This window comes from Sphaerisporangium sp. NPDC088356, assembly GCF_040685555.1.
GTDB lineage: Bacteria > Actinomycetota > Actinomycetes > Streptosporangiales > Streptosporangiaceae > Sphaerisporangium.
Map to the genome: position 1 here is coordinate 1 of NZ_JBFBIK010000151.1, position 15,514 is coordinate 15,514.

Sequence of the window (15,514 nt, forward strand, 5' to 3'; positions counted from 1 at the left end):
GGCATCGGCGGCGACAACAGCATCGGCGCCCGCGGCACCTTCTACGAAGGCGTGATGACCTCCGGCTACCCCACCGACGCCACCGAGAACGCCGTCCAGGCCAACATCGTCGCCGCCGGCTACTCCACCACGTCGAGCGGCGGCTCTGGCTCCCTGACCCCCGGCTCGTCGATCTCGCTGAGGGCGACGACGGCCTGCTGCACGGACCGCTACATCCGCCACCAGAACGACAACGCGATCACCTCGGTGATCACCTCGTCGAGCTCCGCGACGGACAAGAGCGACGCCACGTGGATCGTACGCCAGGGTCTGGCCAGCGGCTCCTGCGTGTCGTTCGAGTCGAGAAACTACCCGGGAGACTACCTGCGGCACTACAACTTCCAGTTGCGCCGGCAGCCCAACGACGGAAGCACGACGTTCGCCGCCGACGCCACCTTCTGCCCCCAGACCGGCAAGAACGGCCAGGGCAACTCGTTCGCCTCGTACAACTACCCGACGAGGTTCTTGCGCCACTACAACAACATCGTCTACATCGCGAGCAACGGCGGCTCGAACACCTTTGACGCCACCGGCTCGTGGGCCGACGACGTGAGCTGGATCGTCAGTCCGCCCTGGTCCTGAATTCCCACTCGCTCGAAGCGGAGCCGTCCCCGATCCACGGGGGCGGCTTTCCGCCGGTCACCACCAAAGAGCTCCTCATACCGGTGGGTGTCGTGCTCGGGGGCGAAGTGCTCCAGCACCCAGCCCCTCTCACTCCATTGGCGCTGTTAGCGGCCCTGACCAGGCAGTATGGCATGGCGCCCTGGACAAATCACGCTCGGCGCCAGGGCTGCCGGGTGGGCAGGCGATCACCATGGCCGAGCAGGGGCCGGCGGATGGCCGGGTCGCGGGCGCGGTTGGCGGCGCGCCCGTTCCGAGGCGACCGACTCGGACGAATAAAAAGGAAACCTTCCTGTTGACAACGATGGTGACCCCGGTGTTACATCCTCTTAATTTACGGCTTAAAGGTACTTCCGGCAGAGCAGGACACGTCGGCGTGCGCCTCCGCACGCCGTGACGGCGTGGGCCTGAGCCCGTGCCTGGCAAGGACCACAGACCGGAGGTCTCCATGCGCAAACCCCGGCTCCTCCTCATCGCCGCAGCCGTGCTCGTCACCCTGACCAGTGGCCTGGTCACCGTCACGAGCACTGACCGGGCCGAGGCCGCCATCGGCCCTGTCACCTGGTCCGACGAGTTCAACGGCGCCGCAGGAACGGCCGTCGACGGTTCCAAGTGGAAATTCGACACCGGTGGCGGCGGCTGGGGCAACAACGAGCTGCAGTACTACACCAACTCGACCCGCAACGTGTACCAGGACGGGCAGGGCCACCTTGCCATCACCGCCCGCCAGGAGAACCCGTCCAACCTCCAATGCCACTACGGCACCTGCCAGTACACCTCCGGCCGCATCCTGACCGCGGACAAGTTCAGCCAGGCGTACGGCCGCTTCGAGGCCAGCATCAAGATCCCCAAGGGTCAGGGCATCTGGCCGGCGTTCTGGATGCTCGGCGGCGGCAACTGGCCGAACACCGGCGAGATCGACATCATGGAGAACGTCGGCAGCACGCCGAACACCGTCTACGGCACCGTGCACGGCCCCGGCTACTCCGGCGGCAGCGGCGTCGGCGGCAACCGCACGATCGGCGCGCCGCTCGGCGACGGCTTCCACAGCTACCGGGTCGACTGGTCTCCCAACCTCATCATCTGGTACTTGGACGGCTCGGAGTACTTCCGCGTCACGCCGGCCGACATCCGCGGCAACCAGTGGGTTTTCGATCACCCGTTCTTCATGATCCTCAACGTGGCGGTCGGCGGGTACTGGCCGGGCAACCCCAACTCCAGCACCTCGTTCCCGCAGACGATGCTGGTCGACTACGTCCGCGTCTCGGCATGGACCAACGACGGACCCGGAACCGGCAACGCGCTGAAATCCAACCTGAACGGCCGCTGCATCGACATCCCCAGCGCCAACCCCGCCGACGGCGCCCGGCTGCAGATGTACGACTGCAACGGCACCGCCGCCCAGCAGTGGTCCGTCAACAGCGACGGCACGGTCCGCGCGATGGGCAAGTGCATGGACGCCGCGGCCGCCGGCACCGGCAACGGCACGCCGATCCAGCTCTACACGTGCAACGGCACCGGCGCCCAGCGCTTCACGCTCACCGCGGCCGGCGACCTGGTCAACACGACCGCGAACCGATGCGTTGACATAGTCGACCGCAACACCGCCAACGGTGCCCAACTCCAACTCTGGGACTGCTCTGGCGGGTCCAACCAGAAGTGGACCCGCGCCTGACCCCCTGAACCGATGCGAAAGGCCGGCAGCACGCGCTGCCGGCCTTTCGCCGCGTCGGCGGTCAGGTCCAACCCGGTGGTCACCCCGGAGCCGGCGCTGGACAGCGCATCCCGCTCCCGCGTCACCTTGCCACGCTCTTGATCAGGTCTGCCACCGGCCGGCGCCACGGCCCCAAAGACTCACTCCGGCTCATCGCCGGCCGGCCCGCCACCTCGCGGCCGAGGCCGAGCTCGAAGATCGCCGGTCGGCGACCACCGTCTTCGACGTGCCCGCCTGATGTGACCACCGTGAATAGGCGGGCGAAAGACGTTCGATAGTGCCTGCGGGCAGGCTACGAGGTGGCCGCGACCTCACCACTCACCTCCCGGACCACACGGCCACAGCGAGAACTCTCCAAGGTCCGGCCCCGGGCATCCGGACCCGAATTGTTTTCTCCCTCGGCGGGCGCGGTGGCCCGGGAACGGCCTCACCGGTCGTCGCCCCAGCCTTCGACACCCAACCACATGGCCGAACGCGAACAAGCGGCAGGCCCGACGCGACGCCGTGCCACGCGACCACGCGGCACGCCGGTCGCCCCACCGTTCCACGGACAAGCCGACAGAAACCCGAGGAAGCCGATGAACCATAGGGATGTGGAACTGCTCGCGATTGGTGCCGGGCCTGCGAACCTGGCACTTGCCGTGGCCCTCGAAGAGCTCGCGCCCGCCGGGCTGGCGACCGGCTCGCTGGTGATCGAGCAGGCCGACACCGTAGCGTGGCAGCCGGGGATGCTGCTGCCCGAGGCACAGAGCCAGGTCTCCTTCCTCAAGGACCTCGTCACCCTGCGCGACCCGTGCAGCCGGTTCTCGTTCGTGAACTACCTGCACTCGGTGGGCCGGCTCAGCCAGTTCATCAACATGGGCAGCCTCTGGCCGTACCGGCTCGAGATCTCCGACTACTTCAAGTGGGTCGCGGACTCCCTGACCCGGGTGCGGCTCGAGTACGCCCGCCGCTGCACGGCGGTCGAGCCGCTGCGGGACGCCGAGGGCACGCTCACCGGCTGGCTGACCCGCCTGGCCGACGGCTCGACGATCCGCAGCCGCTACCTCGTCATGGGGATCGGCAGGGACGCCTACATCCCGGATGAGTTCGCGGGCCTGCCGGCGCGGCGCGTCATCCACAGCACCAAGTACATCCAGCGGATCGCCGAGCTGCCCAAGGCGGTGCCGTACCGGGTGGTGGTGATCGGCGGCGCGCAGAGCGCGGCCGAGATGTTCGATGCCGTCCAGAGCGACCTGCCGGGCTGCCACCCGACCATGGTGATGCGGTCGATCGGCCTGAAGACGTATGAGAACAGCCAGTTCACCAACGAGCTGTACTTCCCGGGCGCGGTGGACGGCTTCTTCGAGGCACGGCCCGAGGCGCGCGAGCAGATCCTCAAGGAGATGCACATCACCAACTACTCCGGCCTGAACCCCGCGACGCTGGACAAGCTGTACAACGCGCTGTACCTCGACAGGCTGACCGGCAAGGGACGGCTGCGCGTGGTGACGATGCACGACGTGACCTCGGCGCGCGAGGACAGCGACGAGGTCATCCTGGAGCTGACCGACCGCAGGACCGGCGAGGTCGAGGAGCTGCGCTGCGACCTGGTGCTGCTCGGCACGGGGTTCGTGCGCTCGATGCCGTCGCTGGTGCGCGGCCTCGCCGACGCGCTCGGCCTGGAGCGCGTCACGGTGAACCGGACCTACAAGCTCGACATCCCCGGCCCCGCCACCGCGGGCTGCTACCTGCAGGGCGTCAACGAGGCGACGCACGGCATCGCCGACTCGCTGCTGAGCATGCAGGCCGTGCGCGCGGGTGAGATCACCGACGACATCCTGGCCGCCCGCGCGGGCGACAGTCCAGAGCGGCTCGGCGACGGTCTGGGCGAGGCGCTCGCCGGCGAACTGGCGGAGAACGCGCCGGTGCTGGCCGCCCCCGTACCCGTTTCCGCCAACTGACAGCGCGAAGGAGCGATCGTGGAAGTTCGCAGGCTGGACCGGGACCGGCTGGGTCCCGTCAACAACCACTCCCAGCGGCTCATGCCATGGGCCGCGCTCAACGCCCCCTTCGAGGGCGCGTGGTGCGTCGTCAAGCCGGGCACGGCGACCACCAAGCACGCCCACCACGAGTACGAGATCTTCATCGCGGTCTCCGGCGAGGCCGTCCTGTCGTCCATGGGCGAGCACAGCCCCTTCAAGCCCGGCGACCTGGTCCACTTCCCCCCGCACGTTGACCACCAGGTCATCAACGAGGGCGACGAGGACTTCGAGATGTACGCCGTGTGGTGGGACGTCCCCATGAGCGACGGCTTCACCGCGCGTCACCACAGCGAGAACCTCGCCGCGCACGACCGCGACAAGAGCTTCGCCACGCGGAACGAGGGCTGACCCGTGAACGAGCGCGACGCCGCCCGCCGGGCCATCATCATCGACACCCCGCCGACCTCCAACGGCGACCTGCACATCGGGCACCTGGCGGGCCCCTTCATGGCCGCCGACGTGTACGCACGCTACCTGCGCTCGAACGGGCGTCCCGTGGTGTTCTCCAGCGGCACCGACGACAGCCAGACCTACGTGCTGGCCAGCGCCCGGCGCAAGGGGCTCACGCCGGAGACGCTCAGCGGCAGGTCCTGGCACGAGATCCGGAGCACGCTCGCCGGCATGGGTGTCTCGCTCGACGGGTTCGCGCCGTACGACGACCGCTACCGGGCCTCGGTGCTGAAGTTCCTCACCACGCTGCACCTGGCGGGCAAGTTCCGCGAGAAGACGGTCATGCTGCCGTACTCCGAGCGCAGGGGCGAGTACCTCGTCGAGGGCCTGGTCTGCGGCTACTGCCCGATCTGCCTGGTGGAGAGCCGGGGCGGGCTGTGCGAGACCTGCGGCCACCAGAACAACTTCGACGAGCTGATCGAGCCGCGCTCCACCGTCGACCCCGACGACGTGGTGACGCACCGCGAGGCCCGCATCCTGGTGCTGCCGATGGAGGAGTACCGCGAGCGGCTCACCGCCTACTACCGCGAGCGTGAGCCGCGGCTGCGGCCGCACACGATGCAGCTCGTACGCGAGGTGCTGGCCCGGCCCCTGCCCGACTTCCCGATCACCTACCCCATCGGCTGGGGCATCCCCGCGCCGTTCCCCGAGACCCCCGGCCAGCGGATCAACGCCTGGGCCGAGGGCATGCCCGCCGTCATGTACACCACGGCGTACGCCGCCGAGCGGCTCGGCGAGCGGCACGCGGACGACGACGAGCTGTGGCGCGCCGAGCACGACCCGGAGATCGTCTACTTCATCGGGTTCGACAACGTCTACTTCTGGGGATTCACCCACATCGCCGCGCTGATGGCGCACGAGGGCAGGTACGCGCTGCCGGAAACCTTCATCTCCAACGAGTTCTACGAGCTGGAGAACGCCAAGTTCTCAACCAGCCTGGGCCACGTGCTCTACACCAAGGACCTGCTGGAGGAGGTGCCGAGGGACCTGGTGCGCTTCTACCTCGCGATCAGCTGCCCCGAACACCAGCAGACCAACTTCAGCCGCGACGCGCTGGCCAAGGTGTCCGGCGACCGCCTCGTGCGGCCGTGGAACCGGCTGGCCGGGCTGCTGGGCAAGGCCGTCGCCGACGCGGGCGCCGAGGGCGCGTCGCTGCCGGTGTCCGACGAGGGACGGCGGCGAGCCGAGGCCGTGCTCGCCCGATTCCGCGCCTGCTACGAGCTGTCCGGTTACAGCCTCACGCGGGCCGCCAACTTGATCGTCGGCCAGCTCGACCGGATGGTCCGTGAGGCGCTGCTCGTCCACGGGGAGCCGGCCGGCGATCGGGCCCGGCTCGGCGACCTCTTCCTCGACGTGCGCGTCCTTTTGGCCTGCGCCTCGCCGATCCTGATCGACCTGGCGCAGGCCGCTAGCGAGGCGGGCGAGTTCTCGTGCCGCCTCGACGACGACGAGTTCCGTCCCGCGCGGATCGCACCCTTCGCCCTGCCCCTGCTGGGGACCCCCGGCGACGCGGCGAACGTGCGCTGAACCACGCTCGATCTTTTAGTGAAGGGTGCACACAGTGCTATCGATGATCACGCAGACCTCGGCGTCCAACGTCGTGATGGACAGCGCGGACACCGCCGGTATGCGCGGGGCGGTGCTCGCGGTGCGCTCGTCCGGCGACCGCATGGTGAACGACGCCGCGACGGTGGTAGCGGCCCGGGACGCCTCCGACACGCTGCCCCTGGCGCTACGCCGGGCGCTGCGCGAGTTCCGCAGGCACTCGGGCCCAACAGGATCGCTGCTCCTGCGCGACATGCCCGTCGACGAGAACCTGCTGCCCGCGACCCCCACGGTGGACGGCTCCGTGCAGCTCTCGCTGAGCGGCCCCGCCACGGTGCTCCTGCTCGTCGCGTGCGCGCTCGGCGACCCGATCGCCTTCCGCGCGGAGAAGTCCGGCGCGCTGGTGCAGGACGTCGTCCCCGTGCCGGGCAAGGAGGAGTTCCAGGGCAACGCCGGCTCGGTCATGCTGTCGTTCCACAACGAGAACGCCTTCCACGAGCACCGGCCCGACTACGTCATGCTCCTGTGCCTGCGGCCCGACCACGACCGCGTCGCGGGCCTGCGCACGGCGTGCTCGCGCGAGGTCCTTCCCCTGCTGACGGACGAGACGCGGCGGACGCTGTTCCTGCCCGAGTTCGTCACCGAGGCCCCTCCCTCGTTCGGCGCGAACCGCGACGCCACCTTCCCGCACGGCGTGCTCTCCGGCGCCCCGGAGGATCCCGACATGCGGGTCGACCTGGCCGCCACCACGCCGCTGACGTCGAGGGCCAAGGCCGCGCTGGCCGAGCTCGGCGAGGTGTTCGACCGGACTGCGCAGAACGTGCGGCTGGTCACCGGGGATCTCGCCATCGTCGACAACCGCGTCACCGTGCACGGGCGCACCGCCTTCCGGCCGCGCTACGACGGCCGCGACCGCTGGCTCCAGCGCACGTTCGTCGCCGCCAACCTGCGCAGGTCACGCGACCACCGTCCCGCCGACGGCCACGTCCTGGAGCGCTAGGCCCTCTGCCGTCAGGCGCGGCGCGTGCTCCTGCGCGCCGAGGAGGCGGAGCACGTCCCGGGCGAGCTGGTCGTTCTGCCGGAAGGACAGCGCGTTGGTGCGGGGCCGGGCGAACGTCGCGAACTGCCGGACGTTGGTGAAGGGGCCGAGCGCGAAGCGGCGAGGGTGCGGGGTGCCGTTCTTGGACAGGACGCGGAAGTCCTCGGGGGAAACGTGCAGCAGTCCGGTGCGGTGCACGTACCCGTCGTCGTCGGCCAGCACGTGCTCGGCCGCGTCGCCGCGGCGGTACAGCGACCGCAGCAGCGGCTCGGTGCACGTGCGCAGGTCGGCGTCGGGCAGCCGCGCCTCGATCAGGCCGGACGCCTCGACGGTGTCCGGTGTGCTCGCGCCGCCCGCCCGGTACAGGCCCTTCTCCTCGTCGATCTCGACCCACATGTCCGCGCCGACGAACCGTACGACGCCGGCCTCGGCGAGCGCGAGGAGCTGGCGGGTCCTCTCACCGGGCGAGCCGCTGCCGAAGTACTCGAAGAAGCTCTGCCACCAGCCGTTGACGTCCGTGGCGTGCGAGCGGGCGGACAGCTTGGCGACGCACCTCAGCAGAGGCATCTGCCCGTACACCGAGAGCAGGGCGAGGAACGCGCCGAGGTCGGCGCTGTACCCGCGGTCCGAGCGCCGGTCGATGTCCGCCCTGATGTGGTCGCGCACGTGTTCCTGCAGCTCGCCGGATCCGGGGAAGTCCAGCCCGCGCAGCGGCCTGTCGAGCGCGGCGAAGTCCAGGCGGTCCGCCTCGGCGGGTACGGACGCCTCGATCAGGGCACGCATCGGCTCGCCGTCCCAGTCCAGTTCGGCGTAGGCGGCGGCGAACTCCTCCCATGGGATCGTGACGCGGTCCGGGTGGGCGGTGAACAGCTCGTGGTAGTGGCCGTAGGCGATCTCCTTGGCCATGAGCGGCCACAGGTCGGCCCAGAAGTCGATACGGTCGCGGCCGGCGAACCGCGCGTCGACCTCGGGCGCGGAGAAGAAGCGCGGCAGCGGCGCGGGGTCGCCCGCCAGCCGGTAGGAGATCTTCGAGCGGTACGGCACCCCGCGGCGCGACCCGACGTGCAGCCGGGGCTCCCTGCCCGAGGGGATATAGCGGAGCCTGCCGTCCTCCCGCTCGCGGTACTCGCCGCCGCGCCCCTCGGTCAGCAGCGCCATGAGGTCGATGAACGCGGCCCCCATGCCGCGCATCAGCACGTCCTCGCCCGGCCTGAACATCGACAGGTCGGCGTCGGCGGAGTAGGCGCACGGCAGGTAGCGCAGGTCGTGGCGGTCGGCGAAGTCGGCGAGGAGCTGGGGGTCCTTGCCGGGGACGGCGTCCAGGTGACCCATGGCGAGGATCACCACGTCCGCCGTCAGCGGCTCGTCCCGGTCCTCCAGCCACACGCGCTGACGGGTGCGCATGCCGCCCTCGATCTGCGTGGCCCGCGTGGCGTGCACGCGCACGGAGACGTTCGCGGGGCGCTCGGCGACGATCTTGTCGAAGACCCAGCGCAGGTAGCGGCTCTGCACCTGGCGGGTGGCGAACGTCGTGCACGTGACGTCGACGCAGCCGCCCTCGGTGGCGGCCCACTCGCTGAGGGACGGCCCCGGGCGGACCGGGCCCTCGAAGGTCACCGTCTCGTCGGAGAACATAGTGACGTTCTCGGCCGTGGCGTTCATCCACATCAGCGGCGACTGCTGCTCGCGCCACACCCGGCCGGCCCCCGGTGGGTGGGGGTCGACGAGCTCGATGCTCAGCGGGCGGGACGGCGGCAGTTCGGCGGCGTTGGCGAGGAGGCGCTCAAGCACTCCCGTGCCCCGGGGCCCCGCACCCACGATGACGACGACAAACGGGTCGTTCTGCGTTTCTCTCATGTGTGCATCCCGTCTATACGCAGGAAATGGTCAATGGCGGCGCACGGCCCCGGATAACCGGAGTCGCGAATTCGTTCCGCTCACAACACTGCGTGCCGCGAAGCCCGCGAACCAGGGATGCGAAAGTCAGCAAGCTGACGGGCGCCGACAGCTTCCTGCCAATCGGCGCTGAGAAAGGATGAAGATGAAAGGGCGCAGAGAACGGTGAAAAGCCCCCGCCGGCACACCTTTGAAGGAGGCCCGGCGAGGGCGGTTTGACGCGGGCGCGGAAATCAGCGCCTAAACGCGCGTCCCCTCCGGCGACGGAAGGCGGGGGTCAAGGACGCGCCGATGCGAGGGGGCGCAGGAGGAGCGCGGCCTGTCAGCGGCCGAGGAGCAGCCGGACGCGGATCGCCGCGGCCAGCGCGTCCGGGTTCCCGGTGCGCGTGAAGACCTCGGCCGCGGTGTCGGTGAACTTGATCACGTGCTCGTCCCCGTGGGCGACGGCCGCCTCCATCACGTCGTGCAGGGCGTCGGGGCTCGCGGGCGCGACCGGCAGGGCGTCGCGCGGCGCCGCCTCCACCGGCTCGAACGCCGCCTGCACCCCGGCGCAGGCGGCCCAGACCGCCGACAGGCTCGGCACCCACAGCTCCCGGGGCAGGGCGGGCAGCGTGTGCAGCACGGCGTTCGGCGCGGTCGCGGTGTGCACGAGGATCACCGGGCTCGCGTGCCCGTGGGTGAGATAGCGCAGCGTGGCGGCGTCCACCAGGGCCTCCAGCCGCACCGGGACGTCGTCCGGGGTGAGCGCGGGCCGCAGCGCGGCGACCGACCCTGACCAGCCGGGCAGGCCCGGAAGCTGGCCGAGGCGGGCGCTGACCGGCCCGTCCTGGGTGGGGACCCGCGGGACGTTCTCCATGGCCTCGCCGGGGTCCAGATCGCCCCCTGGCTCGGCGGTCACCGGCATGCGCAGCGAGCGCGCCCCCCAGAAGGCCAGGCCCTGGGCCAGCTCGGCCGGCGCGGCCGCGTTCCGCTCGTCGGCCAGCAGGGTGCGCACGGCGTGGCCGACCCTGATGACCGCGTGGGTGGTGCCCGCCAGGATGCCGGGGAGCAGCCGAGGCCACCAGACCGCCAGCACCTCGCGCCACGGCCGCTCGGCGACCTGGCGGGTGAAGTACTCGGCCCAGTCGCCCACGCGGTCGCCGTCGCCCAGCGCCTCCCGCCAGTTCGCGTCGCCGATCGGCTGCCTGGCGGACGGCAGGTCGTCGAGGCGGCGGGCGTAGGCGTCGACCCAGCGGTGCACGTGGTCCTCGTGGCCGCGCCGGACCAGCACCTCGACGGCCATCGGCCCGTGGTTGGTGAGCTTGCTCTCCCCCCATTCAGGGCCGGTGCCCTGGAACCGCTCGTAGGCCTCGTTCAGGATTCCGCTGCTCATCATCGTCTCCCGAGGATCGTGAGAGGCCGCCATTGGGAGGACACCGCTCGCGGCCCCGGTTCGCAAGAAGCCTAACGGCCCGCATTGGCGCGGCGCTCCCGCGCTTGTCCGGTGCCCGGCACGGCGACCAAAGCACAATCGAAGAAGACACCCGCGACGGGAGCGTATTGACTGGGCATAGGGCAGAGGAGATGGTTTGATGCTCGAAAGCGTGACCGATGGCATCGAATTTCGCGAGGCCCGTTCGGTCGCGCCATTCGTCGAGGCCGGCCACGCCATTCGCGTGTTCGTTTCCGTGCGGCTGGGGGCCGGTGAACCACGACCCTCGGCCATTGCGGCGTGCGCGCCCGCCTTCCCGTTTCCGGTTCTGATCTCAGTTCCGTCTCTATGGGATTTCTCCGGCCGGAGCACCGGTCCGGATTCCGCCGGCTGTCGCCCGCGACCCCGGCGGAACCGGCGTGGGACGCTCCACGGCACATTCCCTCGCCCTGAGCACTATCCACCACCGGCTGACACCTGTTCAGGGAATCGGACATCATGACCACTGATACGAACTCGTCCCGCCCGCCCGCCATCCTGTTCCTGGGCGACATGGTGATCGTCGCCAGACAGCTCCGGCTCATCACCGAGGCGCACCGCCGGGGGTACGCCCCGCTGCTGGTCGTCACACCCGACACCGATCCTGAGGAGCTCGCGGCCTGCCGCGCCGACGGCGCGCACCCCCTGTCGCTGCTGGCGGACGTCGTCAACGTCGCCGAGCCGAAGGTCGACCTGGTGGTGCCCGCCATCCAGCCGCTCCTGCGGCGTTACGACGTGCGCGGCGTGCTGTGCATCGGGGACTTCTTCGTGGAGCCCACGGGCATGGTCGCCGCCTGCCTCAACCTGCCGGGCGCGGGGGCGGGCGCCAGCCGCACCAGCCGCAACAAGCTGCTGCAGCGCACCTCCGTGCCGCACCTGTCGCCGGACTTCCGCGTGGTCACCCCCGAGGAGCGCGCGGGCTTCTCCACCGACGGCATCTCGTTCCCCGTCGTCGTCAAGCCGGTCGGGCGCTTCTCCAGCCTCGGCGTGCGCCAGGTGAAGAACCCCGATGAGCTTCCCGCGATCCTCGCGACCTACCCCGAGGACGAGACCGTGCTCGTCGAGAGCCGCGTCGTCGGGCCGGAGTTCTCCGTCGAGGCCCTCACCCAGAACGGCGAGGTCATCTGGGCGGGCGTCACCGGCAAGGCCACCAACGAGTCCACCGGCATCTTCTTCACCGAGATGGGCCACACCTCGCCCGCACGGCTGCCGGAGGAGGACGTCAAGGCCCTGCTCGACGCCAACGCCGAGGTGCTGCGCCGCATCGGCTTCGGCGACGGCATCACCCACGCCGAGTTCCGGCTCTCAGAGGGGCGCGCGGTGCTGATGGAGGTGGCCACGCGCCTGCCGGGCGACGGCATCACCTTCCTCTGGCACCTCGCCACCGGGCAGCCGCTGGAGCCCGTCATGATCGACCTCGCCCTCGGCGAGCCCACCTCCTACCCGGCCCCCCGCCGCCGGGCGTACCAGGTCTACCTGGAGCACGCCTACGGCAGCCTGCTCGACGTGACGAGCACCGGTGTCCCGGCGTCCTGGGTTTCGGTCGACAACAACTGGCCGGTCTTCGAGCCGGCCGCCGCCGACGCGCCCCCGCGCGCCCACGCCGTCCTGGTCACCCAGCGGCCGGGCGCCGTCCTCGGCCCGCAGACCGACTCCGAGGCGCGGTCGGTCTCCGTCATCTTCGACGCCCCCCTGGACGCGCCGGCGGACGGCCTCGCCGAGAAGTACACCGCCACGGTGACGATCAGCGTGGCGGACGCGACCCCCGCCGAGGACGAGGGCGAGACCGACCGGGTGCTCGCGGACGCCGGGAGCCGTACGTGAGCGACATCCCGGTCCCGGCCTTCGCCGGCGTGACGGGCGGAATGGACCCCGCCGGCTGGGACGCGCTCGCCCGGGACCACTTCTACTCATCGGTCAACTGGCTGCGCTTCTGCGCGGGGGACAGAGGCATCACCACCGGCGGCCTGCACCTGGAGGCGCCGGGCGCCGGAACGGTCGCCGTGCCCGTGACGGCCGTGCGCTCGATCGGCAACCCCTTCTACCAGTGGGACCGCATCCTCGGCGAGGCCGGGCTGCCGTCGCCCGGCCCGAGCGGGCTGCTCGTCGGCGCACACCGGGGATACCAGGCGAGCATCCTCGCCTCGCCCGGCATCACGCGCGAGCAGGCCGCCAAGGAACTCCTCGGCAGCCTGGAAGACCTCGCCGGCGAGCTGGCCGCCGTGGGCGCCGAGGGCCTCGGCCCGGCCGGCGCCTCCAACGGCCGCGGCGCGGGCACCGTCCCCACCGTCGCGATGTTCCTGTCCACGCCGGACGTCGTCGCGCTGCGCGCCGCCGGAGTGCAGGCCATGCCGGTGGCGCTTCAGCCGGACGCCTGGATCCCCCTGCCCGAGGACGGCGGCTGGGACGAGTGGCTAGGCTCGCTGCCGTCCAAGCGGCGGGCCGGCATGATCCGCAGGGACCGCAGGAACTTCCTGGAGGTCGGCTACGAGATCGTCCACACCACGCTCGGCGAGTGCTACCTGCAGGCCGCCCACCTGCTGGCATGCACCGAGCGCCGGTACGGCCACGACGCCGACGTCGAGGACCTCGCGGAGTCCATCCGCATCCAGTCCGAGGCGCTGGGCGCGGACGCCCGCGTGCTGCTGCTGCGCCGCCCGGGAGAGGACCCCGTCGGGTACTGCCTCTACTACATGTGGGGCGACACCCTGTACCTGCGCGCGGCGGGGTTCGACTACGACCGGCTCGCCGGGGCGGCGGAGTACTTCAACCTCGTGTACTACATCCCCGTGATCATCGCCCGCGAGAACGGCATGCGCTGGCTGCACGCCGGCATCGAGGCCGCGGAGGCCAAGGTGCTGCGCGGCGCGGAGCTGCGCCCGCTGTGGATGCTGGACCTGTCGCGCGACAGCGTGCTCGCCGACCGCGGCGACGACGTGCGCGCGTACAACGCGGGCATGGTGGCCCGCTGGGGCGAGTCGTCCCCGGCGGTCGCCAAGGCGCTGGCGCGCGACCTGTGGGATCCGTTCTGCTGACACCCGCTGTGCGTCCCGTGCGGCGCTGACGACGCGGGGAACCGCGTGAAGTGAAGAAGTCCCATGGCCGGGGTGGCCATGGGACTTCTTCGCGTTCAGGGGCGTGCCGGAGGACTCACGCGCGCGGCCGCGGGGTTCCCGCGTCCCGGCGGCTGGCAGGAAGCTGTCAGGGCCTTGCAGCTTGCTGAACCCGATTGTTCTGTTCCGAGAATCGTGAAAAGCGGAGAGTTGTTCCTACCAGGAACTTCGGGGCCGATGAGAACCCATAGGGTCGGCCGCCACGATTCTAAAGGAACTCATTCATGACCGTCTCCATGCTGCACGCACCGGAAAGCCACGCCAATTCCACGGTCCCGCCACGAGAAAGCCGGGCGTCCCGGCTATTCATAAACCAGGACTTCACGAAATTCCTGCTCTCCCAGATAGTCGCGCAGTTCGCGTCGAAAAGCCTCGCGGTAATTCTGCCGCTCATGGCGGTCATCACATTCGCCGCCACCCCGACGCAGGTCGGCCTGCTGAGCGCCGCCCAGTTCTTCCCCGTGTTCGTTGTCACCCTCTTCGCCGGCGCGTGGCTGGACAGGCGCCAGCGCAGGCCCGCCCTGATCGCCGCCTACGTCGGCAACGCGATACTCGCCGCCACCCTCCCCCTGGCCACCTCGCTCGGCATCGTGCACGTCTCCGTGCTGTTCTTCGTGGCGTTCGGCATGGGGTCGCTGATCGCCTTCTCGGACGTCGCCTACCAGGCCTACATCCCGAACCTTGTGCGCGGCGAGCAGCTCGTCCAGGCGAACAGCCGGCTGGAAGTCGCGTTCTCGCTTGCCATGGTGGGCGCCCCCGGCCTCGGCGGGTTGCTGATCGGCGCGTTCGGCGGGTCCACCGCCATGGTGTCGGCCGTCATCGCGTACGTGCTCGCCGCGATCGGCGTGCTGACCATCCGGACCCGCGAGAAGCACGTGCCGGGGCCGGCGCGCGGCGGCGAGGGCATGCTGAAGCGGATCGCCGAGGGCATGAAGTTCACCGCCAAGATGCCCCTGCTGCGCGTGCTGACCCTCCAGGGCGCCTGGTTCAACCTCTTCGAGCAGGCTGTGCTCACCCTCTACCTGCTGTACGGCATCCGGATGCTGGGATTCTCGCCCCAGCTCGTCGGCCTCACCATGTCCCTCGGCGCGATCGGCGTGCTCGCGGGGTCGGCCGTGGCCCGGCTCATCGGCGACAAGCTTGGCGTGACCCGGGTGCTGATCCTCGGCATGGGCGTGGCCTCCATCGCCCCGGTCATCATCCCCTTCGCCGCCGGGTCGCAGGCCGTGCTGATCGCCCTGACCACGCTGTCCTTCATCATCTACGGCGTCGGCATGACGGTGTTCAACATCTACGGCATCTCGCTGCGTCAGCGCGCCACCCCCGATGGCATGCTGGCCCGGGTTTCGGCGACGTACCGGTTCCTCGCCTTCGGCGCGATCGGCGTCGGCGGCATCGTCGGCGGCCTGGCGGGCGACTGGCTCGGCCTGCGTCCCGCCATGTTCTTCTGCATCATCGCGCTGACCGTCGGCTGGCTCGTCTTCGCCAAGTTCCTGCCGAGCGCCATCACCCGGTTCGAGGAGTCCGAGCGCGCCACCGAGGCGCGGGAGAACGTGCCGCAAAGGGCCTGAGCCACCCGCGACGGGCGGGAAACGCCGCAGGGGCGGAAGGAAAATCCTTCCG

The 15,514-nt window shown here is 70.4% G+C and carries 11 protein-coding genes; 9 read left to right on the plus strand and 2 right to left on the minus strand.

Annotation, left to right across the window (positions count from 1 at the left end):
- The 6 genes from AB0O34_RS33135 to AB0O34_RS33160 all read left to right on the plus strand — a co-directional run.
- The coding region (locus AB0O34_RS33135; protein ID WP_363922281.1) for an AbfB domain-containing protein at window positions 1-621 on the plus strand (621 nt) is incomplete at its 5' end.
- Between the two features lie 487 nt (window positions 622-1,108).
- The gene (locus tag AB0O34_RS33140) at window positions 1,109-2,335 is read left to right on the plus strand and encodes a family 16 glycosylhydrolase (protein WP_363922283.1); all 1,227 of its coding nucleotides are present in this window, start codon (window positions 1,109-1,111) and stop codon (window positions 2,333-2,335) included.
- Between the two features lie 617 nt (window positions 2,336-2,952).
- Window positions 2,953-4,317 (plus strand): SidA/IucD/PvdA family monooxygenase, encoded by a 1,365-nt coding sequence (locus AB0O34_RS33145; protein WP_363922285.1) that lies wholly within the window; start codon window positions 2,953-2,955, stop codon window positions 4,315-4,317.
- Between the two features lie 18 nt (window positions 4,318-4,335).
- Window positions 4,336-4,746: a cupin domain-containing protein gene (locus AB0O34_RS33150; RefSeq protein ID WP_363922287.1), complete on the plus strand. Its 411-nt coding sequence runs from the start codon at window positions 4,336-4,338 to the stop codon at window positions 4,744-4,746.
- Between the two features lie 3 nt (window positions 4,747-4,749).
- Complete coding sequence (locus tag AB0O34_RS33155) at window positions 4,750-6,375, plus strand: class I tRNA ligase family protein (protein ID WP_363922289.1); 1,626 nt, start codon at window positions 4,750-4,752, stop codon at window positions 6,373-6,375.
- A gap of 43 nt (window positions 6,376-6,418) precedes the next feature.
- Window positions 6,419-7,393, plus strand: coding sequence for a TauD/TfdA family dioxygenase (locus AB0O34_RS33160; RefSeq protein ID WP_363922299.1), 975 nt, complete (start codon window positions 6,419-6,421; stop codon window positions 7,391-7,393).
- On the opposite strand, the gene AB0O34_RS33165 is transcribed toward AB0O34_RS33160, so the two are convergent.
- Both AB0O34_RS33165 and AB0O34_RS33170 read right to left on the minus strand, forming a co-directional pair.
- A complete protein-coding gene (locus AB0O34_RS33165; protein ID WP_363922291.1) occupies window positions 7,349-9,289 on the minus strand; it encodes an FAD/NAD(P)-binding protein in 1,941 nt (646 codons plus the stop codon). The genes AB0O34_RS33160 and AB0O34_RS33165 overlap by 45 nt on opposite strands.
- Window positions 9,290-9,650: 361 nt before the next feature.
- Window positions 9,651-10,700, minus strand: coding sequence for a questin oxidase family protein (locus AB0O34_RS33170; protein WP_363922293.1), 1,050 nt, complete (start codon window positions 10,698-10,700; stop codon window positions 9,651-9,653).
- 537 nt (window positions 10,701-11,237) lie between these two features.
- Between AB0O34_RS33170 and AB0O34_RS33175 the strand changes: the two genes are divergently transcribed.
- The 3 genes from AB0O34_RS33175 to AB0O34_RS33185 all read left to right on the plus strand — a co-directional run bounded on the left by AB0O34_RS33175 (window position 11,238) and on the right by AB0O34_RS33185 (window position 15,462).
- Window positions 11,238-12,602: an ATP-grasp domain-containing protein gene (locus AB0O34_RS33175; RefSeq protein WP_363922295.1), complete on the plus strand. Its 1,365-nt coding sequence runs from the start codon at window positions 11,238-11,240 to the stop codon at window positions 12,600-12,602.
- Complete coding sequence (locus tag AB0O34_RS33180) at window positions 12,599-13,813, plus strand: GNAT family N-acetyltransferase (RefSeq protein WP_363922297.1); 1,215 nt, start codon at window positions 12,599-12,601, stop codon at window positions 13,811-13,813. The genes AB0O34_RS33175 and AB0O34_RS33180 overlap by 4 nt, the downstream gene beginning before the upstream one ends.
- A gap of 314 nt (window positions 13,814-14,127) precedes the next feature.
- The gene (locus tag AB0O34_RS33185; protein WP_363922301.1) at window positions 14,128-15,462 is read left to right on the plus strand and encodes an MFS transporter; all 1,335 of its coding nucleotides are present in this window, start codon (window positions 14,128-14,130) and stop codon (window positions 15,460-15,462) included.
- Window positions 15,463-15,514: the final 52 nt, after the last annotated feature.

Coding starts and splice junctions, on each gene's coding strand:
- AB0O34_RS33140 (WP_363922283.1), top strand. CDS start 1,109: ATGCGCAAACCCCGGCTCCTCCTCATCGCCGCAGCCGTGCTCGTCACC.
- AB0O34_RS33145 (WP_363922285.1), top strand. CDS start 2,953: ATGAACCATAGGGATGTGGAACTGCTCGCGATTGGTGCCGGGCCTGCG.
- AB0O34_RS33160 (WP_363922299.1), top strand. CDS start 6,419: ATGATCACGCAGACCTCGGCGTCCAACGTCGTGATGGACAGCGCGGAC.
- AB0O34_RS33165 (WP_363922291.1), bottom strand. CDS start 9,289: ATGAGAGAAACGCAGAACGACCCGTTTGTCGTCGTCATCGTGGGTGCG.
- AB0O34_RS33170 (WP_363922293.1), bottom strand. CDS start 10,700: ATGAGCAGCGGAATCCTGAACGAGGCCTACGAGCGGTTCCAGGGCACC.
- AB0O34_RS33175 (WP_363922295.1), top strand. CDS start 11,238: ATGACCACTGATACGAACTCGTCCCGCCCGCCCGCCATCCTGTTCCTG.
- AB0O34_RS33185 (WP_363922301.1), top strand. CDS start 14,128: ATGCTGCACGCACCGGAAAGCCACGCCAATTCCACGGTCCCGCCACGA.